The 23,302-nt window shown below is 69.5% G+C and carries 22 protein-coding genes; 19 read left to right on the plus strand and 3 right to left on the minus strand.

Features of this window, described 5'->3' with window-relative positions; all coding sequences use genetic code 11:
* Positions 1-7 precede the first annotated feature (7 nt).
* On the plus strand, positions 8-994 hold the full coding sequence (locus tag AC1DCT_RS00665; RefSeq protein ID WP_440732413.1) for a PHP domain-containing protein: 987 nt from the start codon (positions 8-10) through the stop codon (positions 992-994).
* A 2-nt stretch (positions 995-996) separates the two neighbouring features.
* On the opposite strand, the gene AC1DCT_RS00670 is transcribed toward AC1DCT_RS00665, so the two are convergent.
* Positions 997-1,932, minus strand: a complete 936-nt coding sequence (locus AC1DCT_RS00670) for a 5'-3' exonuclease (RefSeq protein ID WP_477426967.1) — start codon at positions 1,930-1,932, stop codon at positions 997-999.
* 310 nt (positions 1,933-2,242) lie between these two features.
* Between AC1DCT_RS00670 and rpsA the strand changes: the two genes are divergently transcribed.
* From rpsA to AC1DCT_RS00690, 4 genes are all read left to right on the plus strand, one after another.
* Positions 2,243-3,703: a 30S ribosomal protein S1 gene (gene rpsA / locus AC1DCT_RS00675; RefSeq protein ID WP_440731473.1), complete on the plus strand. Its 1,461-nt coding sequence runs from the start codon at positions 2,243-2,245 to the stop codon at positions 3,701-3,703.
* Between the two features lie 205 nt (positions 3,704-3,908).
* Positions 3,909-5,138, plus strand: coding sequence for an MFS transporter (locus AC1DCT_RS00680; protein WP_477426969.1), 1,230 nt, complete (start codon positions 3,909-3,911; stop codon positions 5,136-5,138).
* Positions 5,139-5,173: 35 nt separating this feature from the next.
* Complete coding sequence (coaE, locus tag AC1DCT_RS00685) at positions 5,174-5,782, plus strand: dephospho-CoA kinase (protein ID WP_477426971.1); 609 nt, start codon at positions 5,174-5,176, stop codon at positions 5,780-5,782.
* A complete protein-coding gene (locus AC1DCT_RS00690) occupies positions 5,779-6,564 on the plus strand; it encodes a GNAT family N-acetyltransferase (protein ID WP_477426973.1) in 786 nt (261 codons plus the stop codon). Before coaE ends, AC1DCT_RS00690 begins: the two co-directional genes overlap by 4 nt.
* Positions 6,565-6,567: 3 nt before the next feature.
* Here the strand turns inward: AC1DCT_RS00690 and AC1DCT_RS00695 are convergent, their stop codons facing one another.
* On the minus strand, positions 6,568-7,167 hold the full coding sequence (locus AC1DCT_RS00695; protein WP_440731477.1) for a DUF4126 domain-containing protein: 600 nt from the start codon (positions 7,165-7,167) through the stop codon (positions 6,568-6,570).
* A gap of 306 nt (positions 7,168-7,473) precedes the next feature.
* Here AC1DCT_RS00695 and AC1DCT_RS00700 point away from each other — a divergent pair, with 306 nt between their 5' ends.
* From AC1DCT_RS00700 to AC1DCT_RS00710, 3 genes are all read left to right on the plus strand, one after another.
* On the plus strand, positions 7,474-8,034 hold the full coding sequence (locus AC1DCT_RS00700; RefSeq protein ID WP_477229254.1) for a hypothetical protein: 561 nt from the start codon (positions 7,474-7,476) through the stop codon (positions 8,032-8,034).
* Positions 8,035-8,096: 62 nt separating this feature from the next.
* A complete protein-coding gene (uvrB, locus tag AC1DCT_RS00705; RefSeq protein WP_440731479.1) occupies positions 8,097-10,166 on the plus strand; it encodes an excinuclease ABC subunit UvrB in 2,070 nt (689 codons plus the stop codon).
* Between the two features lie 37 nt (positions 10,167-10,203).
* Entirely contained in the window at positions 10,204-10,536 is a 333-nt protein-coding gene (locus AC1DCT_RS00710; RefSeq protein ID WP_441978126.1) for a TfoX/Sxy family protein, read from the plus strand.
* A 131-nt stretch (positions 10,537-10,667) separates the two neighbouring features.
* Here the strand turns inward: AC1DCT_RS00710 and AC1DCT_RS00715 are convergent, their stop codons facing one another.
* Positions 10,668-10,913, minus strand: coding sequence for a hypothetical protein (locus tag AC1DCT_RS00715; protein ID WP_477426975.1), 246 nt, complete (start codon positions 10,911-10,913; stop codon positions 10,668-10,670).
* A gap of 48 nt (positions 10,914-10,961) precedes the next feature.
* On the opposite strand from AC1DCT_RS00715, the gene AC1DCT_RS00720 reads away from it, so the two are divergent.
* The 11 genes from AC1DCT_RS00720 (at position 10,962) to AC1DCT_RS00770 (ending at position 23,285) form a co-directional block, all read left to right on the plus strand.
* Positions 10,962-11,402, plus strand: a complete 441-nt coding sequence (locus AC1DCT_RS00720; protein ID WP_440732414.1) for a MarR family winged helix-turn-helix transcriptional regulator — start codon at positions 10,962-10,964, stop codon at positions 11,400-11,402.
* Between the two features lie 80 nt (positions 11,403-11,482).
* Positions 11,483-12,190 carry a DUF4129 domain-containing protein gene (locus AC1DCT_RS00725; RefSeq protein WP_440731482.1) on the plus strand — a complete coding sequence of 236 codons (708 nt, stop codon included), beginning with the start codon at positions 11,483-11,485 and terminating at the stop codon, positions 12,188-12,190.
* Positions 12,187-12,678 (plus strand): hypothetical protein, encoded by a 492-nt coding sequence (locus AC1DCT_RS00730; RefSeq protein ID WP_440731483.1) that lies wholly within the window; start codon positions 12,187-12,189, stop codon positions 12,676-12,678. Before AC1DCT_RS00725 ends, AC1DCT_RS00730 begins: the two co-directional genes overlap by 4 nt.
* A 2-nt stretch (positions 12,679-12,680) precedes the next feature.
* Positions 12,681-13,679: an AAA family ATPase gene (locus tag AC1DCT_RS00735; protein ID WP_477426977.1), complete on the plus strand. Its 999-nt coding sequence runs from the start codon at positions 12,681-12,683 to the stop codon at positions 13,677-13,679.
* Entirely contained in the window at positions 13,676-14,983 is a 1,308-nt protein-coding gene (locus AC1DCT_RS00740) for a DUF58 domain-containing protein (protein WP_477426979.1), read from the plus strand. The genes AC1DCT_RS00735 and AC1DCT_RS00740 overlap by 4 nt, the downstream gene beginning before the upstream one ends.
* Positions 14,980-15,543, plus strand: a complete 564-nt coding sequence (locus AC1DCT_RS00745; protein WP_477426980.1) for a hypothetical protein — start codon at positions 14,980-14,982, stop codon at positions 15,541-15,543. Before AC1DCT_RS00740 ends, AC1DCT_RS00745 begins: the two co-directional genes overlap by 4 nt.
* Before the next feature lie 46 nt (positions 15,544-15,589).
* Complete coding sequence (gene uvrA, locus AC1DCT_RS00750; RefSeq protein WP_440731487.1) at positions 15,590-18,508, plus strand: excinuclease ABC subunit UvrA; 2,919 nt, start codon at positions 15,590-15,592, stop codon at positions 18,506-18,508.
* On the plus strand, positions 18,508-20,499 hold the full coding sequence (gene uvrC, locus AC1DCT_RS00755; RefSeq protein WP_477426982.1) for an excinuclease ABC subunit UvrC: 1,992 nt from the start codon (positions 18,508-18,510) through the stop codon (positions 20,497-20,499). Before uvrA ends, uvrC begins: the two co-directional genes overlap by 1 nt.
* 27 nt (positions 20,500-20,526) lie before the next feature.
* A complete protein-coding gene (gene rapZ / locus AC1DCT_RS00760; protein ID WP_440731489.1) occupies positions 20,527-21,396 on the plus strand; it encodes an RNase adapter RapZ in 870 nt (289 codons plus the stop codon).
* An 86-nt stretch (positions 21,397-21,482) separates the two neighbouring features.
* The gene (gene whiA / locus AC1DCT_RS00765; RefSeq protein ID WP_440731490.1) at positions 21,483-22,460 is read left to right on the plus strand and encodes a DNA-binding protein WhiA; all 978 of its coding nucleotides are present in this window, start codon (positions 21,483-21,485) and stop codon (positions 22,458-22,460) included.
* A 198-nt stretch (positions 22,461-22,658) separates the two neighbouring features.
* The gene (locus AC1DCT_RS00770) at positions 22,659-23,285 is read left to right on the plus strand and encodes a superoxide dismutase (protein WP_441978133.1); all 627 of its coding nucleotides are present in this window, start codon (positions 22,659-22,661) and stop codon (positions 23,283-23,285) included.
* Positions 23,286-23,302 lie beyond the last annotated feature (17 nt).

The raw sequence follows: 23,302 nt of genomic DNA on the forward strand, positions 1-23,302 counted from the left end.
GGTCGGCATGGATCCGCAAGAGGCGCTGCTCGAGATCGCCAGGCTGCTCGAGCGCGAGCGGGCGTCGCGCTATCGGGCCAAGGCGTTCCGCGCCGCCGCGGCGACCTATGCCGAGCTCCCCGAGGACGCACGGTCGGATCTGAATCGGATCCAGCAGGCGAAAGGGATCGGATCCTCGACGTTCGAGGTCATCCGGCAGGCACTCGACGGGCAGACGCCGTCGTACCTCGTCGAGCTTCGTGGCGAGGTCGAACCGGAGATCGTCTCGGAGCTGCGTTCCCGGCTGCGCGGCGATCTGCACGCGCACACCGAATGGTCGGACGGGACGACCCCGATCGAGGCGATGGCGGACGCCGCCCGCGCCCTGGGGCACGAGTACCTCGCGATCACCGACCATTCGCCGCGACTGCGCGTGGCGCGCGGCCTGACCGCTGAGCGGCTGCGCCTGCAGCTGCCGCAGGTGCGTGCGCTCAGCGGTGAGGGGTTCACGATGCTCACCGGGATCGAGGTCGACATCCTCGACGACGGGCGCTTGGACCAGGAGGACCGGCTGCTCGGCGAACTGGATGTCGTGGTCGCATCGGTGCATTCCAAGCTCGCGATGGAGCCGGGGCCGATGACCCGGCGCATGGTCGCCGCGGTCTCGAACCCGCGTGTCAGCGTGCTCGGACACGTCACTGGTCAACTCGTGCAGGGGGAGCGGGGCACTCGCCCGCCCTCGAGGTTCGACGCCAGGGCCGTGTTCGAGGCGTGCGCCGAGAACGGCGTCGCCGTCGAGATCAACTCGAGACCGGAGCGGAACGATCCGCCGGACGGGCTCCTCGCACTCGCGCTCGAGATCGGCTGCCTGTTCTCGATCGACTCCGACGCGCACGCGCCAGGGCAGCTGTCGCTGCTGGACCACGGAGCTCAGCGCGCCGAGCGCGCCGGCGTCCCGGCAGAGCGGATCGTGACGACCTGGGGGCTCGACCGGCTGCTGCGCTGGGCCGGCTGAGGTCAGGCCGTGCGGCCGAGCGCCTCCAGTGCGCGCGCCATCGACGTGCCGAGGTTCCAGCGCTCCGCGACGCCGACCGCGGCCGCGGTCTCGGCGGCGTCGAGCGGTCGCAGCGGCTCGGCAGGGACTGCGATCGGCAGCGCGGTCGCGACGCGCACCACGGTGGGGGCGACGTCGAGATAGTCCGACGCGGCGAGGATCTTCTTCGCCACGCCCGCCGACATACCCTCCGCCCCCTCTGCGGCAGCACGGATCGCCGTGAGGTCGCCGTGCACGGCGAGGAGGTTCGCGGCGGTCTTTTCGCCGACCCCCGCCACGCCGGGAAGCCCGTCGGAGGCGTCTCCGCGCATCGTGGCGAAGTCGGCGTACTGACTCGGAAGCACGCCGTACTTGCGCACCACCGCCTCCTCGGTGAGGTCTTCGAGGTTGCTCATGCCGCGACCCGTGTAGATCACCCTGACTCCGCGGGCGTCGTCCACGAGCTGGAACAGATCCCGGTCGCCGGTGATGATGTCGACGGGCATGTCCGCCACCGTCGCGAGCGTGCCGATCACGTCGTCTGCCTCGTGCTCCGCGACGCCGATGACCGGGATCCGCAGCGCCGCGAGCGTCTCGCGGATGATCGGGATCTGCGCCTCGAGCGGATCCGGGACCTCCTCGACATCCGCGCCGCCCGGGACCACCTCGACGACGCGGTGCGCCTTGTAGCTCGGGATGAGGTCGACCCGCCACTGCGGGCGCCAATCATCGTCCCAGCAGGCGACGAGGTGCGTCGGGCGATACGCGGACACGAGCTTCGCGATCATGTCGAGCAGCCCGCGGGCCGCGTTCACCGAGGTGCCGTTCGGCGCCTTGACCGCGTCGGGCACGCCGTAGAACGCGCGGAAGTAGAGGCTGGCGGTGTCCAGGAGGAGCAGCTTGGGAGCGGCGTCGGTCATGTCCACAGTCTGCCAGTGCCTTCGTCGAAAGGGGGCCGTCGAAACCGCGGGGAGCACCCACGCGGATCCGCGGGAACATCGCGAGATCCCGTGGCGTTGAACCACTGCTGTGCAGGACGCTCGGCGGCCAGGGGTCGCAGGAACGCGGGCAGCGGAACCCTCAGCGACCTGATAGCATGAAGTGTCACCCGTGGGGGCATCCTCTCGCGTGCGTGACGACCAAGACACATTCATTCGCCGCGGGGCGATCCCATGCTCTGATGAGCGCGCGCCGCAGCCCGAGTATCCATCAACAAGGACAACCCACTACATGACTACCGCAACGGCCGCCCCGGCCACCAAGCAGGTCGCGATCAACGACATCGGATCTGCCGAGGACTTCCTGGCTGCGGTCGAGAAGACCCTGAAGTTCTTCAACGACGGCGACATCATCGAGGGCACGATCGTCAAGATCGACCGCGACGAGGTCCTCCTCGACGTCGGCTACAAGACCGAGGGCGTCATCCCCTCGCGCGAGCTGAGCATCAAGCACGACGTCGACCCCAACGAGGTCGTCTCCGTCGGCGACCAGGTCGAGGCCCTCGTTCTCCAGAAGGAGGACAAGGAAGGCCGTCTGATCCTGTCCAAGAAGCGCGCCCAGTACGAGCGCGCCTGGGGCGATGTGGAGAAGATCAAGGAGAACGACGGCGTCGTCACCGGATCGGTCATCGAGGTCGTCAAGGGTGGACTCATCGTCGACATCGGCCTCCGTGGCTTCCTGCCGGCCTCGCTCATCGAGCTGCGCCGCGTCCGCGACCTCACGCCGTACCTCGGCCAGGAGATCGAGGCCAAGATCCTCGAGCTGGACAAGAACCGCAACAACGTCGTGCTCTCGCGCCGCGCCCTGCTCGAGCAGACGCAGTCCGAGTCGCGCACCACGTTCCTCAACAACCTGCACAAGGGCCAGGTCCGCAAGGGCGTCGTGTCGTCGATCGTGAACTTCGGTGCGTTCGTCGACCTCGGCGGTGTGGACGGCCTCGTGCACGTCTCCGAGCTGTCCTGGAAGCACATCGAGCACGCCTCCGAGGTCGTCGAGGTGGGCCAGGAGGTCACCGTCGAGATCCTCGAGGTCGACCTCGACCGCGAGCGCGTCTCCCTGTCGCTGAAGGCGACGCAGGAGGACCCGTGGCAGGTCTTCGCCCGCACCCACGCCATCGGCCAGGTCACGCCGGGCAAGGTCACCAAGCTGGTTCCGTTCGGTGCGTTCGTGCGCGTCGCGGACGGCATCGAGGGCCTCGTGCACATCTCCGAGCTGTCCAGCAAGCACGTCGAGCTGGCTGAGCAGGTCGTCTCGGTGGGCGAAGAGGTCTTCGTCAAGGTCATCGACATCGACCTCGAGCGCCGTCGCATCTCGCTGTCGCTGAAGCAGGCCAACGAGTCGGTCGACCCCTACGGCACCGAGTTCGACCCGGCCCTGTACGGCATGCTCGCCGAGTACGACGAGAACGGCGAGTACAAGTACCCGGAGGGCTTCGACGCCGAGACCGGTGCCTGGAAGGACGGCTTCGACGCTCAGCGCGAGGCTTGGGAGCAGGAGTACGCGGCTGCCCAGGCTCGCTGGGAGGCGCACAAGGCTCAGGTCATCAAGGCCGCCGAGGCCGAGGCTGCTGCGGGCGACGACTTCGGCGCGGCCGCGCAGTCGTTCTCGAGCGACTCCGCCGGTGCCGGCACGCTGGCCGACGACGAGGCTCTCGCGGCTCTGCGCGAGAAGCTCTCGGGCGGCAACGCGTAAGCAGCATCACCCTTCAGAACGGGCCGTCGCCTCGCCTTCGGGCGGGGTGGCGGCCCGTTCTGCGTACCCGGATGGATGCCGGAAGGGCGACTGAGCCCGCAGCGGTGGTTCGCCGTGAATCATGGCCGCACGGACGTGTGAGGATGGAGACCATGGATGCGATCGCTCTGGGTGCTCGCGATGCGCACGGGCGGATCCGCGTTCGGTGACGTTCGTCGGTCACGCCCCGAGATCCCCCGCGTACCGGAGGCTCATCCTCGGACTTTTCTTTGCGGGCATCGCGACGTTCGCGCAGCTGTACGCGCCGCAGGCCGTGCTGCCGCAACTGGCCCGCGATCTCGCCGTGGACCCGGCGACCGCCGCACTGAGCGTCTCCGCGGCCACGCTGGGTCTTGCGGCCTCGGTGATCGGCTGGTCGGTCGTCGCCGACCGGATCGGGAGAGTACCGGCGATGGCGGTCGGGGTGATCACGGCCACCGCGCTGGGGCTGCTCGCGCCGTTCAGCGGAGACATCGGCGTCCTGCTCGCCCTGCGGTGCGCCGAGGGGGTCGCACTGGGCGCCGTGCCCGCCGTCGCCCTCGCCTACCTCTCCGAGGAGGTCGGCCCTCGCCACGCGGCCGCTGCCGCGGGCAGCTACATCGCCGGCACCACGGTCGGCGGGCTCGCAGGCCGGATCGTGTCGGGTCTGGTCGCCGAGGTCGCGGGCTGGCAGACGGGCGTGTGGGCAGCGACGGGACTCTGCGCCGTCGCCGCCGCGTTGTTCCTCTGGCTTGCGCCGCGGTCGCAGGGCTTCGTGCCGCTGCGGCGACGTGCCGGCCGCGGCTCCGGCGTGCTGGCGCGGATCCTCGGCCTGCTGCGATCGCCCCGCCAGCTCGCACTCTACGCCCAGGCGTTCCTGCTGATGGGTGCCTTCGTGGCGGTGTACAACTACCTCGGGTTCCACCTCGCCTCGCCGCCGTTCGCGCTGCCCGTCTGGTTCGTGACGCTGCTGTTCCTCGCGTATCTGGCGGGCACCGCGTCTTCGCCGTGGGCCGGCGTCCTCGCGTCGACGGCCGGACGCTTCCCCGTGCTGCTGGGTTCGGTCGCGGTGATGGCTGGGGGAGCCGCCCTCATGCTCGCGCCGCTCACGATCATCGTGCTCGTCGGCCTGCTGCTCTTCACCGCGGGATTCTTCGGCGCGCACGCGGTGGCGTCCGGCTGGACGCCGGTCGCTGCCTCCGCGGAGAGCCGTGCGCAGGCGTCGTCGCTGTATTACTTCGCGTACTACGCGGGATCGAGCCTGTTCGGGTGGGCACTCGGGATCGCTTTCGGCTCATGGGGTTGGGCGTGGTTCGGGGGGATCGTGATCGGGATGTGCGCTCTGGCTGCCCTGGCGGCCGTGGTCGCGTTGCGTGCGGCGGATCCGTCTTCCCAGGGAGGGAGCAGTCGGCCCTGACGGCGAGCAGCGGATCCCCGTGCAAGACTGGCAGCATGCCCCTCATCGCGCTCACCGGCGGTATCGCGTCGGGCAAATCCACGATCGCGGCACGGCTCGCCGAGCACGGCGCCGTCGTCATCGACGCCGATCGGATCGTCCGCGACGTGCAGGCACCGGGCTCACCAGTGCTCGCGCGCATCGCGGCCGAATTCGGCGCCGAGATGATCCAGCCCGACGGCGCGTTGGATCGCGCGAGGCTCGGAGCACGGGTCTTCGGCGACGCCGAGGCGCTCGGCCGTCTGAACGCCATCGTGCATCCCGCCGTGAAGGCCGAGTCGCAGCGCCGGTTCGCGGCGGCCCTGGCGGCGGATCCCGCCGCTGTCGTGGTCTACGACGTCCCGCTGCTGGTGGAGGCGCGGGTGGACGATCCCTGGGATCTGATCGTCGTCGCCGACGCCCCGGCCTCTGTGCGCGAGGACCGGCTGGTGACGGAACGAGGTCTCGACCGAGACGAGGCGCGCAAGCGGATCGCCTCGCAGGTGTCGGACGAGCGCCGTCGCGAGATCGCGGACGTGCTCGTCGATACGGCGAGCTCGCTCGCGGACACCCTCAGCCAGACGGACGAGCTGTGGCAGCGGCTGCGGACCGAGGCGCGGGCGTGACGGATCTGCTGGCGGCATATGATCTGCAGCTGCGCGGAGAGGCGGAGTTGGCAGGTGCCGCGGATGTGCGGAGCATCGGCCCTGTCTCGGTCGGTCTCTTTCCCGGCGGTGCCGGATTCGCGAGCTACGTCGATCTCGCAGGCCTGGGCGAGCGGCGGATCCGAGCGCTCGTGCGGGAAGCGCGTGCTCACTTCGAGGTGCTGCCGGAGGTGCGCTCCGCGGAGTGGAAGACGCGCGGACACGACGTCGCTCCCGGCCTCGAGGAGGCGTTGCGCGATGCGGGTTTCGTACCGCAGGAGGCGGAGTCGGTGATGCTCGGCGAAGCGGCTGCCCTCGCCGGCGCAGTGCCGGTGCCCGAGGGCGTGGTGCTGCGCGAGATCCGGGACGAGACGGACATCGTGGAGATGGAGCGGATGCAGGCGGCCGTCTTCGGGCACGGCGATGGCGCCGAGAGGGCGCAGCGCACGATCGCGCGTGTCGCGGCCGGCGACGACGTCGTGCTGTGGATCGCGGAGGCCGAAGGGCGCGTGATCAGCGGAGGCCGCCTCGAACCCGTCGCCGGCACCGAGTTCGCCGGGATCTGGGGCGGCGCCACCGTTGCGGAGTGGCGCGGGCGGGGCGTGTACCGCGCGCTGACGGCGAAGCGGGCGCAGGCAGCCCTGCATCGCGGGCTGCGATATCTGCATTCCGACTCCACCGAGTTCTCCCGGCCGATCCTGGAGCGCTCCGGGATGCGCAAGGTCACGACCACCACGCCGTACGTCTGGACGCGCGGAGGCTGACGGCTACTCCGCGTGAGTGCGTGCGCGACGTCGCAGGGACCGTCGCCGCATGACGACGATGATTGCGACGATCAGGACGACCAGCAGGATCGCCGCAACGACGGGGACGAGGATCGCGGCCGCGCTCAGAACGAAGGCGGCGATGTCCTCCGTCGTGCTGAGCACCGGGGCGGCAACGCCCGCCGTGGCTGCGTTCGCCGCGACCCGCCCAGTGGCCTTGGCGGCGTGCACGGCGAGCGCGATGACGATCCCGACGACGATGGGGATCCAGGTGTGCTCGGAGAAGAACGCGCCGGGATCATCCACGGCGACAGTCCGCGCGCTCGCGCCGGCGCCGAAGGCGATGCCGCCGGCGGCGGGTCGGATGATGCTGTGCACGACGTCGTTCAGAGAATCCAGAGCGGGGATCTTGTCCGCCACGATCTCCAGCACCAGAAGGACGCCGATGATCCAGAGGGCGACGTCACTGCCCAACCAGGACCAGCCGGCGGGGAGGGCGACGGCGGGCAGGAGCTTCGCCGCCAGGCCGAGCAGGAACAGCGGTATCCAGGCGTTCAGGCCGGCCGCCGCAGCCAGGCTGGATCCGATCACGAATTCGAGCACGGCACCACTGTAGGTGAGCGACCGGGGTTTGCCGCCTGCTGCCCCCTGAGCCGGAATGACAAGGGGGCGACAGCGGGGAGCGCTGATCGATCGCGCGGTTTGTTCGTATGGTTTGCAATATTCGATTGGATCGTATATGTTCGCTCGCGGGGCAGTGCGGGGAAGCGCTGTGGGGACAATGGGGAAAGCTCTGGGGAGTATCTGGGTGCTGGACGTGCGGCGTCTCCGTCGTGCGCGTCGACCCTGTGACGTGCGCGATCTCGGTTTCTGAGCCTCTCGCTCAACCGATATCTGGAGTGCAGAATCATGACCGACGTCAAGAGCGGCCTCTCGCGCCGTACCGTGATCAAGGGCGCCGCGTGGTCGGTGCCCGTCATCGCCGTCGCGGCGGCCGCGCCGTTGGCTGCCGCGAGCACGAACACCAACCCTACGAGTGTCGGATCGCTCGTCGAGTCCTCGCCGAACGTGAAGGACAGCGTGCTGTCTGCGTCCTCGTCGCGCGTCGAGGCGTGCTTCCCGAACGACACCTTCTCGACCCCGTTCAACCTGATCGCCACGATCACCTTCGACAACAGCGACCCGGCATTCTCCCTCGCCGGGGCCACTGTCACGTCGGCCGGGAACGTCTGGGCCGTCGCCAGTCGCACGGCGACGTCGGTGACGCTCACAGCGACGCAGACGGTGACCTGCTACGCCGGTATCACCGGGTTCGACCTGGCGTACAACGCCGGATCCGCCGTGCCTCCGCTGAATTCGCTGACTCTGAACATCTCGGGGGTGAGCACGGACGGGACGCGAAAGATCGATGGTCTGATCTCGGCCCTCGACAACGGTCCGGTCGTGGGGCCCAAGGTCCACGACGCCTGATCCCTTGGGATCCATCGAGGAGCCCCGACGCCAATGTCGGAGGCTCCTCGTAGTGTTAAGGGATGCAACCCACGCGTTCGGTCCGGCCGTTCGAAGTCGTCTCGGAGTACGTGCCCGCCGGTGATCAGCCGCAGGCCATCTCCGAGCTCGCGGCGCGCATCAACGCGGGTGAGACCGACGTGGTGCTGCTCGGCGCGACCGGAACCGGCAAGTCCGCGACCACGGCGTGGCTCATCGAGCAGGTGCAGCGCCCCACGCTGGTGCTCGCGCACAACAAGACGCTGGCCGCACAGCTGGCGAACGAGTTCCGCGACCTGATGCCGAACAATGCCGTCGAGTACTTCGTCTCGTACTACGACTACTACCAGCCCGAGGCCTACGTCCCGCAGACGGACACCTTCATCGAGAAGGACTCGTCGGTCAACGCCGAGGTGGAGCGGCTGCGTCACTCCACGACGAACTCGCTGCTCAGCCGCCGCGACGTGGTGGTCGTCTCCACGGTGTCGTGCATCTACGGGCTCGGCGCGCCGGAGGAGTACCTGCGGGCGATGGTCGCGCTGCAGGTGGGGGAGCGCTACGACCGCGATGCGCTGATCCGGCAGTTCATCGCCATGCAGTACAACCGCAACGATGTCGACTTCTCCCGCGGCAACTTCCGCGTGCGCGGCGACACGATCGAGATCATCCCCGTCTACGAGGAGCACGCGATCCGCATCGAGCTGTTCGGTGACGAGATCGAGGCGCTGTACTCGCTGCATCCGCTCACCGGAGAGGTGATCGCCAAGCTGGATTCCGTGCCGATCTTCCCCGCCTCGCACTATGTGGCCGGCACCGACGTCGTCCAGCGGGCGATCGGCCAGATCGAGGAGGAGCTCACAGAGCGGCTCGCCGAGCTCGAACGCCAGGGCAAGCTGCTCGAGGCGCAGCGGCTGCGCATGCGGACATCGTTCGACCTGGAGATGCTGCAGCAGCTCGGCTTCTGCTCCGGCATCGAGAACTACTCGCGGCACATGGATGGCCGCGAGGCGGGCGAGCCCCCGCACACGCTGCTGGACTTCTTCCCCGACGACTTCCTGCTCGTCATCGATGAGTCGCATGCGACGGTGCCCCAGATCGGAGCCATGTACGAGGGCGATGCATCCCGCAAGCGCACCCTCGTCGACCACGGCTTCCGGTTGCCCAGCGCGCTGGACAACCGCCCGCTGCGGTGGGATGAGTTCAAGAACCGGATCGGGCAGACCGTCTACCTCTCTGCGACCCCCGGCAAGTACGAGATGGGCATCGCCGACGGCGTCGTCGAGCAGATCATCCGGCCGACCGGGCTCGTGGATCCGGAGATCGTCGTGAAGCCCTCGAAGGGGCAGATAGACGACCTGCTCGAGGAGATCCGGCTGCGGGTCGAACGTGATGAGCGCGTGCTCGTCACCACGCTCACGAAGAAGATGGCGGAGGAACTCACCGACTTCCTCGGGGAGCACGGGGTCAGGGTCCGCTACCTGCACTCGGACGTCGACACTCTGCGCCGCGTCGAGCTGCTCACCGAGCTGCGGGCGGGTGTCTACGATGTGCTCGTCGGCATCAACCTGCTTCGCGAGGGCCTCGACCTGCCGGAGGTGTCGCTGGTCGCGATCCTCGATGCGGACAAGGAGGGGTTCCTCCGCAGCGGCACGTCACTCATCCAGACCATCGGCCGAGCGGCGCGCAACGTGTCCGGTCAGGTGCACATGTACGCCGACAACATGACCGACTCGATGAGCAAAGCGATCGAGGAGACCGAGCGCCGACGTGAGAAGCAGATCGCGTACAACACGGCGAACGGCATCGATCCTCAGCCGCTGCGCAAGCGCATCGCGGACATCACCGATGTGCTCGCGCGCGAAGGGGCGGACACCGCCGAGATGCTCGCCAAGCGCACCAAGTCCGGGCGAGGCAAATCGCCGACTCCGAACCTGCGGCGCGTGGGCATCGCGGCCGAGGGTGCGGAGCAGCTCGAGGAGACGATCGCGGATCTGTCCGCGCAGATGCTGGCCGCGGCCGGGGAGCTGAAGTTCGAGCTCGCCGCGCGCCTGCGCGACGAGGTGCAGGACCTGAAGAAGGAGCTGCGTGCCATGGAGCGGGCCGGACACGCCTGACTCGATCGTGCAGAGCGCCCATGGCGGAGGAGGCCACATGGTGGACGCGTCGGTGGCTGAATTGGCCGACCGGATCCGCGCACTGCTCGGCGGTACGGATGACGTCGAGGAGCGCGCGATGTTCGGCAGTCGCGCCTTCCTCAGCGAAGGGCGGATCCTGGTGGGCGCGCGTAAGGGTGGGGTGCTGCTGGTGCGCGTCGGCGCGGAGCGCGGCGCGGTGCTGCTGACCGGGCAAGGAGTCGCTCGCGCGGTCATGGGCGCCCGCACCATGAGCGAGAACTGGCTCGACGTGGCGCCCGAGGCGATCGCCGACGACAGGGCGCTCATGGAATGGATAGATCTCGCGCGGGAGGACGCCGGTGCCGCGTGAGGCGGCTTCGGGCGGCGCCGGTGCGGGGTGATGCGCTTGTGGGAGGATGCCGGCGCGGCATGATGCGCTCGCTCGGGACGCCGGGGGCGCGGGATCGCGACGCGATTCCGAGGTGACCTCGCGGGGCGGGCTCAGGGACAGTGCACGAGCGGCTTCGGGCCGCTGCGGTCGATCTCGTGCGCCGTCATCGGGGCGCCGCACAGCGGGCAGCCGCGCTGCGCGCGTTCCGCGGCTGACGGCGGCGGTGTCGCCTCGTAGGGGCCGACCGAGGCCGGGCCGGCGAAGCGGATCAGGTTGGCGTTGATCCATGCATAGAGGCCGCCCGCCTCATGGATGCGCTGCCGGAGCGGCGGTCGTTCCACGGGATTGTTCGTCATGATGATTAGTGTACTAATGATTAGGGCGGTTGGTAACATGTCGGGGTGATCGATCCCACCCCCGACGACCTGCTCCGCTTGGACAACCAGTTGTGCTTCGCCCTCGTGACGGCCGCGCGCAACGTGGTCGGTGTCTACCGGCCGATCCTCGAGCCCCTCGGTCTTACGCATCCCCAGTACCTGGCGATGCTGGCGCTGTGGGAGCAGTCTCCGCGGTCGCTGGGGGAACTGGCGACGGCCCTCGCCATGGATCCGGCGACGGCCTCGCCCCTCGTGAAGCGGCTCGAGTCCGACGGGCTGATAGAGCGTCAGCGCAGTGCCGCCGACGAACGCCGACTCGACATCGCCCTCACGTCGCGCGGCGCGGCACTGCGAACGCAAGCGTTGGACGTTCCCCGGCAGGTGATGGCGCGGCTCGGCATGACGGTGCCCGAAGTGGAAGCCGTGCGCGACGCGCTGAACCGGTTCGCCGGCGCTGTCGATCTCTGACGCTGTCTCTGCGCGGCCAGGCTCGCGACGGACGGTTCTCGGTGATCGCGGTGGCGGGTGTCAGCACGTAGGGTGAGGGAATGGTCCGCGACGACCGGCGCCTTCGCACCCTTCCGCTTTCGGGAATGTTCGCCGGTGTGGTGTTTCTGGCCGCGCTGCTCATGGCCATCTCGTCCCTGCAGGGAGTTCCGCAGTTCGGCGACATCGCCTTCGAGCATCGGATCCCGGCGCCGACCCCCGGGCCCGGCACTCAGACGCCCGGCGCCGGGGGAGCGGAGCTTCCCGACAGCCCGATCCTGGGCGTCGTCCTCGTCGTGATCGAGCTCGTGGTCGCTCTCGGCTTCCTGCTGCTGCTCGCCTGGCTGTTCTGGCGCATGGCTCGTGCCCTCTGGGCCGGGCGCCCGCTGAGCCGCGAGACCGGCAGCGCGGTCGAGGTCGGTGAGATCTCGGGGGGCGGAGAAGAGCCGGTGGATGCGGGGGCGATCCGCACGGCGGCGGCGGACGCGCAGGAGGAGATCGACGGGCACCGTGACCCCGGTGATGCGATCGTCGCTGCCTGGGTGCGCCTCGAGGAGGCATCGGCTCGCGCCGGGCGGGCCCGAGTGCCGTCCGAGACGCCGGGGGAGTTCACGCTGCGGATCCTGCGCCGGCGGCCGGGACTGGACGGCGAGCTGGAGACCCTGCTCGGACTCTACGAATCCGTGCGCTTCGGCGGCGCGCGGGCCGATGAGACCGGGCGCGCCACCGCGCGTCGGTGCCTCGCGACCATCGAGGAGGCCTGGCGGTGAAGCGGTGGATCGTGCTGGTCGTGCTGTGGATCGTCATCGGCGTTCCCGTCGCGTTGCTGCTCAGCTTCCTCGGCGTCCCGCTCCCGTTCGGGATCGCATGGATCCTCGCCTTCGCCGCCGCGCTCCTGATCGCGCAGCAGAGCTTCCTCGATGAGTCCGGTCCGTGGCCTCCGCCACCACCCGAACAGTTCCAGCGCGGGTCCGATGTCTCTCGCCTCGCCTGGGCCGTGGACGCCCGCACCGGCGTCGTGGGGATCTCGCTGCGCCGTCGCGTCACCGCGCTTGCCGACCGGCGTCTGCGCGAGCACGGGCTGACCGCGCAGGACGCGGACGCCGACGCGGTCGACACGATCCTCGGACCGGGCTCGCACGCCGTGCTCGTGGCCGCCGAGATGCGCCGTCCCGATCTCGAACGGCTCCTGCGCGCACTGGAGCAACCGACCGTCCCCTCGACCCGACCCCTGTCCGCCACGACGACCACGGAGTGAGCATGAGCATCGATCAGACCAGAGACGGCGATGCCGCCGCCATCACCGATGCGGCGGCCCGAGTACTCGCGGGCGTGCGCACCGCGGTCGTCGGCATGGACGAGCCGCTGACGCTGGCTCTGGCCACGATCCTCGCCGGCGGTCATGTGCTGTTCGAGGACGTCCCCGGTCTGGGCAAGACGCTCGCCGCCCGCAGTCTCGCGGCGGCTCTCGGGTTGGAGTTCCGACGGCTGCAATGCACGCCGGACATGCTCCCGGGCGACGTCACCGGATCCTTCGTGTACGCCCCGGACTCGGGGGAGTTCCGATTCCGCCCCGGTCCGGTCTTCACCGGCCTGCTGCTCGCGGACGAGATCAACCGCACCACGCCGAAGACCCAGTCCGCGATGCTCGAGGCGATGGCGGAGCGTCAGGTGACGGTCGAGGGACGGCGGTACCCACTGCCCGACCCGTTCCATGTGATCGCGACATCGAACCCGATCGAATACGAGGGCACGTACGCGTTGCCCGAAGCGCAGCTGGACCGGTTCATGGCGCGTCTCACGGTGGGGTACCCGGAGCCCGAGAACGAGGCGGGCATCGTCGAACAGCGCATCCGCCGGCAGCGGGAGCACACGGAGGTGGACGCCGTGATCGACGCCACGGAGCTGCTCGCGCTCCAGGCGGCAGTCGAACGGATCCACGTCGAGGACGACCTGATCCGCTACGCCGTGCACCTCGCGCGTGCCACCCGTACTGCGCAGAACGTCGCGGTGGGGGCCTCGCCGCGTGGATCGCAGGCGCTGATCCTGCTCGCACGGGCCGTCGCGGCCATCGAAGGACGCGACTTCGTGCGCCCCGACGACGTCAAGCGCATCGCGGTCCCCGTGCTCGCGCACCGGCTGACCCTCACACCTCAGGCGTGGGCGCAGGGCGTGGATCCGGCGGGCGTCGTCGCCGCGGTCGTCAACGCGACCCCCGTGCCGCCGACGGTGGCGGAAGCGGGTGCCATCCGCACATGACTGAGAGCCACTCGACGCTGCGCGCGTGGTTGGACTGGCAGCGCACGCCCATCCTGGCTGCGGCGTTCGCCGGGGCGGTTCTCCTCGCGGGCGCGGGCCTGGTGTTCGGCCGTCCCGACGTGATCGCCGCAGGGCTCCCGCTCGCGCTCGCCGGGGTGTGGGCGCTGGCGAGACCGCCGCGCGCGACATCGATGGAGATCGAGTTGAGCGTGGACGCGGCCGCGGACCGGGAATCCGTGCAGGGCCGGATCGAGCTCGTGACGGACGCGGAGTGGATCCAGCTCGCCGTCGATCAGGGCGGCGAGCGCACGGGCGAGGTCGAGACGTGCCAGGGGGAGGCGGCGCGCACCCGCACCCGGACGCTGCATTCCGGTCCGTCCGAGGCGCTCGCCGTCTCAGCCCGGGCGCTGCAGCACGACGGCGCCTGGGCGAGCGCGCCGACGGCGCGTCTCTCTGCCATGTGGGCGGCAGCGCCGCGGACGCGGCGGGTCGCCGAGCTCCCGCTCTCATCGCGTCTGATCGGTCTGCACGGCGCCCACGACGGGCAGCGCGGAGGCACCGGCGGCGACTTCCGCGATATTCATCCGTACGCGCCGGGCGACGAGCTGCGCCGCGTGGACTGGCGTGCGACGGCGCGAATGGCCCGGCGTCCCGGCGAACTGCTGGTGCGGCGCATGAACGCGCTGAGCGACAGTGCCGTGGTCATCGCGCTGGACACCGCGGACGACCTGGGTGCGGTGGTGGCGACCTGGGGCAGCGGCGCGACCGCGCACAGCGGCCCCACATCGATGGACTTCGGGCGGGAAGCCGCGCTGTCAGTCGCGACAGCGGCGATCGGGGCCGGTGACCGCGTCGCATTCCATGCGCTCTCACCGGGCGGCCGTTCGCTGCGCAGCGGATCCGGCGCCCGGCATCTGGAGCGGCTGCGCGGCGTGATCGCCGGCACCGGCGTGGACGGCGACGGCACTCGGTACCGGCGCACACCGCCGGTGCCGCCGGGGTCCATCGTGTTCGTGCTCTCGACGTTCTTCGACGGGGTCGCGGCGGATCTCGCGCTGCGCTGGAGCGCGGGAGGACAGGCTGTCGTGGCGATCGACGTGCTACCGGCGCCGCGGACGCAGCGGCTGACCCCGGCGCAGAACCTCGCGATGCGCACCCTGCTGCTCGAACGTGCCGGCGTGCTCGAGGATCTCCGCGGCGCCGGAGTCGAGGTGATCTCCTGGGATGCGGACGATCCGATGGCGGCCCTCCGGATCGCGGCCCGCACCGCGCGACGCGATCGCGGACGCGGAGCGCGGAGATGAGGGGTCCGCATGAGCTGATCGCGCCGGGTTCGCTACCGGCACCGGTGCTGCGCATCGGCACAGCGGCGATCATCACCGGCGGCGTTCTGCTGCTGAACCCGTATCCGCTGTGGTGGTGGGTGGCGGGAGGCGCATCGCTCCTCTCGGTGATCGTCCCACGATCGATGGGGTCCTGGATCGGCCTCGCGTGCATGGCGGTGGGCATGATCCTGACCGAGCCGTCGGCCGGCCGCACGGCCCTGGCGGTCCTGCTCATCCATGCCGCGCACGTCCTCGCCGCCTGGGCGTGGGCCGTGCCGTGGCGCTCCCGCATCCGGCCCGCCGTGCTGCTGCCCGGCGTGCGCCGTCTGCTTCTGATCCAGGCGATCGCGCAATCGGCCGCGACGCTCATGCTGCTCGCCGTGCCGCCGTTGCACGGACCCGGATTCGCCTGGCTGGCGCCGCTCGGCGCCGCCGTTCTCACCGGGGCGAGCGCCGCTGTTCTGCGGGTCTCGTGGGGGCCCGATCCCGCGCCGAAGACGCCTTCCAGCTCCCCGCCCGACGCTGATCGGATGCGCTGAGGGGCCTTCCGGATCCAATGTCGGCGGCCGCTCCTAGACTTGACGGGTGCCGATCGTACCCGTAACCAGCCCCGGAAGACTCAGCGTCCGAGGCGCTCGTGTCCACAACCTCCGCAACGTCGACCTCGAGATCCCGCGCGACTCGCTGGTGGTCTTCACCGGTCTTTCCGGATCCGGGAAGTCGAGCCTGGCGTTCGACACGATCTTCGCCGAAGGGCAGCGCCGTTACGTCGAGTCCCTCAGCGCGTACGCCCGCCAGTTCCTCGGACAGGTCGACCGGCCCGACGTCGACTTCATCGAGGGGCTGAGCCCGGCGGTGTCGATCGACCAGAAGTCGACGAACCGCAACCCGCGCTCCACGGTCGGCACGATCACCGAGATCTACGACTACATGCGCCTGCTCTGGGCGCGCATCGGCGTCCCGCACTGCCCCCAATGCGGTGAGCGGATCCAGCGGCAGACGGTGCAGCAGATCGCGGATCAGCTGATGGAGTTGCCCGAGCGCACCCGGTATCAGATCGTCGCACCCGTGGTGAGCCAGAAGAAGGGCGAGTTCGTCGACCTGTTCCGCGAGCTCGGGGCCAAGGGCTATGCGCGCGCGATCGTCGATGGCGAGCTCGTGCAGCTGGCCGAGCCCCCCGTGCTGAAGAAGAGCTACAAGCACGACATCGGCGTGGTCGTGGACCGCCTCGTGGCGGCTCCCGACATCCTCGGCCGGGTCACGGACTCGGTGGAGACCGCGCTGGGTCTCGCGGGCGGTGTCGTCCAGGTGAACTTCGTGGACGAGGAGGGCGACGACGCCTGGCAGTCGTTCTCGGAGAAGCTGGCGTGCCCCAACGGGCACCCGATCACGCTCACCGAGATCGAGCCGCGCACCTTCTCCTTCAACGCGCCGTTCGGCGCATGCCCCGCCTGCTCCGGTCTCGGCACCCGGATGTCGGTGGATCCCGAGCTCATGCTCGGCGACGAGACCCTGTCGATCCGCGAGGGCGCGATCATCCCCTGGACGACGCAGGGCAAGGGCCTGTTCCAGTACTACGAGCGCCTGCTCGAAGGCCTCGCGGTCGACCTCGACTTCTCTCTCGACACGCCCTGGCACAAGCTGCACTCCGATGTGAAGGAGGCGGTGCTGCACGGTGAGAACTACAAGGTCACCGTGAAGTGGAAGAACCGGTACGGCCGTGAGATGCGCTACTCCTCCGGCTTTGAGGGCGTGGTGCCCTACATCGAGCGGCAGTACCAGCAGGCGGAGAGCGACACCCAGCGCAGCCGCTGGGGCGAGTACCTGCGCGAGGTGCCCTGCCCCGTCTGCAACGGCGACCGGCTCAAGCCGGAGGTCCTGGCCGTGCGGGTGCACGGGCACTCGATCGCCGAGGTGTCGCACAAGAGCCTCGCCGAGGCGCAGCAGTTCATGCAGCGCCTCGAGCTGAGCCCGCGCGAGGCGAAGATCGCCGCGCAGGTGCTGCGCGAGATCCGGCTTCGACTCGACTTCCTGCTGCAGGTCGGCCTGTCCTACCTGAACCTGAGCCGTTCGGCCGGGTCCCTCTCCGGCGGCGAGGCTCAGCGCATCCGCCTCGCGACCCAGATCGGATCCGGGCTGACCGGCGTGCTCTACGTGCTCGACGAGCCGTCGATCGGTCTGCACCAGCGCGACAACCGGCGGCTCATCGAGACGCTGCTGACGCTCCGCGACCTCGGCAACACCCTCATCGTGGTCGAGCACGACGAGGAGACGATCGAGGCGGCGGACTGGGTGGTGGACATCGGCCCGGGCGCCGGTGTGAACGGCGGCCTGGTCGTGCATTCCGGTCCCTACGAGGCGCTGCTGCGTGAGAAGGCCTCGATGACGAGCGACTACCTGGCGGGACGTCGTGAGATCGTCACGCCGAAGAAGCGCCGTCGGATCGATCGCAAGCGCATGCTCAGCGTGGTCGGGGCGAAGGAGAACAACCTCCGCAACGTGACGGCGGACTTCCCCCTCGGGGTGCTCACGGCTGTCACCGGCGTGAGCGGATCCGGCAAGTCCTCGCTCGTCAACGACATCCTGTATCGAGTGCTCGCATCGCGGCTCAACGGGGCGCGCACGGTGCCCGGCAAGCACGTCAGGGTCACCGGCCTCGACAACCTGGACAAGGTCGTGCACGTCGACCAGGCCCCGATCGGACGCACCCCGCGTTCGAACCCGGCCACCTACACGGGCGTGTTCGACCGGATCCGCACGCTGTTCAGCGAGACGCCCGAGGCGAAGGTGCGCGGCTACCAGCCGGGCCGGTTCAGCTTCAACGTCAAGGGCGGGCGCTGCGAGGCGTGCTCGGGCGACGGCACGATCAAGATCGAGATGAACTTCCTGCCCGATGTGTACGTGGACTGCGAGGTCTGTCACGGCAAGCGGTACAACCGCGACACCCTGGCCGTGCACTACAAGGGCAAGAACATCGCCGAGGTGCTCGAGATGCCGATCGAGGAGGCCGCCGAGTTCTTCGAGCCGATCCAGGCGATCCACCGCTACATGAAGACGCTCGTCGATGTCGGGCTCGGCTACGTGCGGCTGGGCCAGTCGGCCACGACCCTGTCCGGCGGCGAGGCGCAGCGCGTCAAGCTCGCCACCGAGCTCCAGCGTCGCAGCAACGGCCGCTCGATCTACGTGCTCGACGAGCCCACCACGGGCCTGCACTTCGAGGACGTGCGCAAGCTCCTCGAAGTGCTGAACGGACTCGTGGACAAGGGCAACACGGTCATCGTGATCGAGCACAACCTGGACGTCATCAAGTCGGCGGACTGGGTGATCGACCTCGGTCCCGAAGGCGGATCCGGCGGCGGTCAGATCATCGCGACCGGTACGCCGGAGCAGGTGGCGCGCAACGCCGACAGCCACACCGGCGTGTTCCTCGCCGAGGTCCTCGGCACGGCACCGGCCGGAGCGCGCCCCGGCGCGCAGCGCGTGCTCGAGCGCAAGGCGGGTTGATGGCCGAAGAACTCCCGTACAAGCCGAGGCAGGGGGAGATCCCGACCGATCCCGGGGTGTACCGCTTCCGCGACGCGCAGGGCAGGGTGCTCTACGTCGGCAAGGCGAAGAACCTGCGGCAGCGGCTGTCGAACTACTTCGCGCCGCTGCGCACCCTGCACGAGCGCACGCGGCGCATGGTCACCACGGCCGCGTCGGTGGAGTGGACCGTGGTGCCGACCGACGTCGACTCCCTGCAGCTCGAGTACATGTGGATCAAGGAGTTCGATCCGCCGTTCAACGTGCGCTACAAGGACGACAAGTCCTACCCGTTCATGGCGATCACGCTCGCCGACGAGGCGCCGCGCGTGATCGTCACCCGCAACCGGCGGATCCCCGGCGCGAAGTACTTCGGGCCGTATCCGAAGGTCTGGGCGGTGCACGACACCATCGATCTGATGATCAAGGTGTTCCCGATCCGCACCTGCAGCGACGCCAGCTATCGCAAGGCGATGCAGACCGGGCGACCATGCTTCCCGGGCCAGATCGGCAAGTGCGGCGGGCCGTGCTCCATGAAGGTCACGATCGCCGAGCACCGGGCGATGGTCGACGACTTCATCGCCTTCATGGAGGGCGGCGACGAGCGCTTCACCCGCGACCTGACGCGGCGGATGCACGAGGCGTCGGCGGCGATGGACTACGAGAGCGCCGCGAAGTATCGCGATCAGCTCTCCTCGATCGAGGCGGTGCTGGGTCGCAGCGCCTTGGTGCTGCCGCAGGACGAGGATGCCGACCTGTTCGGCATCGCCGAGGACGAGCTGTCCGCCGCGATCCAGCACTTCGTGATCCGCGGCGGGCGTGTGCGCGGTGTCCGTGCGTCCACGCTCGACAAGGAGATCGACATCTCGGGCGCGGAGCTCGTGGACCAGATCCTGCAGCGCATGTATGGCGAGGCGAGCGGCGAGCAGGTGCCACGGCGTGTGCTCGTGCCGTCGCTGCCGGACGACACCGTCGAGCTCGAGGAGTGGCTCCGGGAGCGGCGCGGCAAGAAGGTGGAGATCGCCGTCGCGCAGCGCGGGCAGCGTGCGGAGCTGATGCGCAACGCCACTCTCAACGCGCAACAGGCGCTCATCCGCCACAAGACCCGGCGCTCCAGCGACTACACGACGCGCACGCAGGCGCTCACCGACCTGCAGGACGCGCTCGGCCTCGACGAGGCGCCATTGCGGATCGAGTGCTACGACATCTCGCATCTGAGCGGCACGAACGTGGTGGCGTCGATGGTCGTGTTCGAGGACGGCCTTCCGCGCAAGGACCAGTACCGCTCGTTCAACATCGCCGAGACCACGGACGACACCGACTCGATGTACCAGGTTCTCACGCGCAGGCTCGCGCACATCGACGCACCCGAGGAGACCGCGGAGACCGCGGCTTTCGACGAGAACGGCGAAGAACTCGTCGTCACCGAACGCCGTAAGCCGCGGTTCGCCTACCCGCCGCAGTTGCTCATCGTCGACGGCGGCAAGCCCCAGGTCGAAGCGGCGGCGCGGGCGCTTCGCGATGCCGGCCGCAGCGACATCGGCCTGTGCGGCATCGCCAAGCGCCTCGAGGAGCTGTGGCTGCCGGGGGAGGACTATCCCGTGATCCTGCCGCGGACGAGCGAGGCCCTCTACCTCGTGCAGCGCCTGCGCGACGAGGCGCACCGCTTCGCGATCACCCATCAGCGCAAGCGTCGCCGGCGCGACATCGCCTCGATCCTCGCCGAGGTCCCGGGGCTCGGTGCGGCACGGATCAAGACGCTCCTTCGCCACTTCGGATCCGTCGCCGCATTGCGCCGCGCGGATGCCGCCGAGATCCAGGAGGTGCAGGGGATCGGGCCGACCCTCGCCGAGGCGATCCGCGTGCATCTTGCCGGGTCGGCCGCAGTGTCAGGATCCCGAGAGGGAGTCGAATCCGTCCTGGTCGGCGCTGGATCCGATTCCGATGCCGCTCAGACTCCGCCTTCTGGCTAGGCTGGACACGAGCGAGGAGGAGAGCAGATGAGCGCCGACCAGGGTGAGTTCCTGATCGTCACCGGAATGTCGGGCGCCGGGCGCTCGACGGTCGCGAACGCTCTCGAGGACCTCGGCTGGTACGTGGTCGACAACCTCCCGCCGCAGATGCTCCGTCCCCTGCTCGATCTCGCCAACCTCGGCGGTGCGGCTCTGCCGAAGGTTGCTGCGGTCGTGGACGTGCGCGGGCGCGATCTCTTCGACGGCTTCCCCGGAGTGGCTCGCGCGCTGCGCGAGCACGGATCCGTGCAGGTGGTGTTCCTCGACGCCTCCGATGACGTGCTGGTGCGCCGCTTCGAGTCGGTCCGGCGTCCGCACCCGCTGCAGGGCGACGGGACGCTACTCGATGGCATCCGCACCGAGCGGACCAGGGTCGCCCCTCTGCGCGAAGCCGCCGACATCATCATCGACACCTCGAGCCTGAACGTGCATCAGCTGGCCACCAAGGTCAACGAGGTGTTCGCCGAGGAGGGCGCCGCGCGCCACAAGCTGACCGTCATGAGCTTCGGCTTCAAGTACGGGCTGCCTTCGGATGCGGACCTCGTGGCCGACATGCGCTTCCTGCCCAACCCGTTCTGGATCGACGAGCTGCGCGGCTCCACGGGTCTGGATTCCGAGGTGCGCGACTACGTGCTCACCCGTGATGGCGCACAGGAGTTCCTCGACGCCTACACGGCGGCGCTGCGTCCGGTGCTGGAGGGGTATCAGCGCGAGAACAAGAGCCACTCGATGGTCGCCATCGGCTGCACGGGCGGCAAGCACCGTTCGGTCGCGATGGTCGAGGAGCTCGCCGCGCGCCTGGGGCAGATCCCAGGGGTCGCGGTGACCGTCCGGCACCGCGATCTCGGGCGAGAGTGAGGCGGACCCGGCCGGTGATGAGCGCCGCGGCCGGGTAAGCTGATCCCTTGTGCCGAGATCCGGCGCCGCCCGTGAGAAGGAGACCCGTGGCACTCACCACCGACGTCAAGGCCGAGCTCGTCAGCATCCGGAACGCACCCCCTTCGGTGCGCGTCGCGGAGGTGACGGCGGTGCTGAGGTTCGCCGGGGGGCTGCACCAGATCGCTAACCGCATCGCGGTCGAGGCGGAGGTGGATGCGGAGCTGCTCGCACGGCGTGTCGCCCGTGACCTTGCCGAGCTTTTCGGCGTCCGTCCCGAGATCGCTCCGATCCAGGGCGCTTCCAGCCACGACGGCGCCAAATACGCTGTGCGGGTGATCGCCGCGGGCGAGACCCTCGCCCGGCAGACGGGGCTGCTCGACCAGCGCCGCCGTCCGGTGCGCGGCCTGCCCAACCGCCTCACCACCGGATCGCGCGAGGAACTCGCCGGCCTGTGGCGAGGGGCCTTCCTCGCAGCAGGGTCGCTCAGCGAGCCCGGCCGCTCGGCCGTGCTCGAGGTCGCGTGCCCGTCGTCAGAGGCGGCGATGGCCCTCGTCGGCGCCGCACACCGGATCGGCATCGCCGCGAAGGCGCGAGAGGTACGCGGCATGCCGCGCGTCGTCATCCGCGAACCTGAGGGCATCCGCGCCGTGCTCGCCTTGATGGGCGCGTCCAAGACCGCCGCCGCGTGGGAGGAGATGCGTCAGCGCCGCGAGGTGCGCGCCGGCGTCAACCGGCTGGTGAACTTCGACGACGCGAATCTGCGCCGTTCCGCCCAGGCCGCGGTCGCCGCCTGCGCCCGCGTCGAGCGCGCGCTCGAGATCCTCGGCGACGACGTGCCGGAGCACCTCCAGACGGCAGGTGCGCTGCGCCTCGCGCACCGCGACGCCAGCCTCGACGAGCTCGGCCACCACGCCGATCCGCCGCTCACGAAGGACGCCGTCGCGGGCCGCATCCGCCGCCTTCTCGCGATGGCCGACAAGCGCGCTCAGACCGAGGGGATCCCGGGCACCGAAGCCGCCGTGCCCGCCGGTTTCGACGTCTGACACGTCGTATCGAGGGCCTGCGTTCCGGTCTGTGGAAACACGCCCGGACGCAGGCCCTCGTCGTCGTCACATCCGGAAGGATCCGGACAATCCGCGCGTTGCCGTCATTAGGATGAAAGACGTCCGCCCCGTGCGCACCACCGCGTTTCGGGGGACCGGCAAGCGCCGCGAGCGCGGCGCGGATTGGATGACATCGACATGGCGATCTACACGCTGCCCGACCTTCCGTACGATTTCGCGGCCCTCGAGCCGCACATCAGCGGCAAGATCATGGAGCTGCACCATGACAAGCACCACGCTGCCTACGTCGCCGGAGCGAACGCGGCGCTCGAGTCCCTCGCCGAGGCCCGCGAGAGCGGCAACCTGGCGAACGTGAACAAGCTTGAGAAGGACCTCGCGTTCAACCTCGGCGGACACGTCAACCACTCGATCTTCTGGACCAACCTGTCGCCGAACGGCGGCGGCCAGCCCGAGGGCGAGCTCAAGGCCGCCATCGACGAGTTCTTCGGATCCTTCGAGAAGTTCCAGGCGCACTTCACCGCCGCGGCCATGGGCATCCAGGGCTCCGGCTGGGCCGTGCTGAGCTGGGACCCGATCGGCGCCCGCCTGATCATCCAGCAGCTGTTCGACCAGCAGGGCAACACCGCGCAGGGCACGGTGCCGCTGTTCCAGCTGGACATGTGGGAGCACGCGTTCTACCTGGACTACCTGAACGTCAAGGCCGACTACGTCAAGGCCGCGTGGAACATCGCGAACTGGGAGAACGTCACCCAGCGCCTCGCTGCCGCGCGCGAGAAGACCAACGGACTGCTGGTACTGTCGTAAAAGATGGGCGTCCTGAT

This window comes from Microbacterium sp. 10L49 (assembly GCF_056395125.1).

Coding starts and splice junctions, on each gene's coding strand:
- AC1DCT_RS00700 (WP_477229254.1), top strand. CDS start 7,474: ATGACCGACGTCAAGAGCGGCCTCTCGCGCCGTACCGTGATCAAGGGC.
- AC1DCT_RS00715 (WP_477426975.1), bottom strand. CDS start 10,913: ATGACGAACAATCCCGTGGAACGACCGCCGCTCCGGCAGCGCATCCAT.
- AC1DCT_RS00740 (WP_477426979.1), top strand. CDS start 13,676: ATGACTGAGAGCCACTCGACGCTGCGCGCGTGGTTGGACTGGCAGCGC.
- uvrB (WP_440731479.1), top strand. CDS start 8,097: ATGCAACCCACGCGTTCGGTCCGGCCGTTCGAAGTCGTCTCGGAGTAC.
- AC1DCT_RS00745 (WP_477426980.1), top strand. CDS start 14,980: ATGAGGGGTCCGCATGAGCTGATCGCGCCGGGTTCGCTACCGGCACCG.
- AC1DCT_RS00770 (WP_441978133.1), top strand. CDS start 22,659: ATGGCGATCTACACGCTGCCCGACCTTCCGTACGATTTCGCGGCCCTC.
- rapZ (WP_440731489.1), top strand. CDS start 20,527: ATGAGCGCCGACCAGGGTGAGTTCCTGATCGTCACCGGAATGTCGGGC.
- AC1DCT_RS00670 (WP_477426967.1), bottom strand. CDS start 1,932: ATGACCGACGCCGCTCCCAAGCTGCTCCTCCTGGACACCGCCAGCCTC.
- AC1DCT_RS00735 (WP_477426977.1), top strand. CDS start 12,681: ATGAGCATCGATCAGACCAGAGACGGCGATGCCGCCGCCATCACCGAT.
- uvrC (WP_477426982.1), top strand. CDS start 18,508: ATGGCCGAAGAACTCCCGTACAAGCCGAGGCAGGGGGAGATCCCGACC.
- AC1DCT_RS00710 (WP_441978126.1), top strand. CDS start 10,204: ATGGTGGACGCGTCGGTGGCTGAATTGGCCGACCGGATCCGCGCACTG.
- AC1DCT_RS00725 (WP_440731482.1), top strand. CDS start 11,483: ATGGTCCGCGACGACCGGCGCCTTCGCACCCTTCCGCTTTCGGGAATG.
- AC1DCT_RS00665 (WP_440732413.1), top strand. CDS start 8: ATGGATCCGCAAGAGGCGCTGCTCGAGATCGCCAGGCTGCTCGAGCGC.
- coaE (WP_477426971.1), top strand. CDS start 5,174: ATGCCCCTCATCGCGCTCACCGGCGGTATCGCGTCGGGCAAATCCACG.
- rpsA (WP_440731473.1), top strand. CDS start 2,243: ATGACTACCGCAACGGCCGCCCCGGCCACCAAGCAGGTCGCGATCAAC.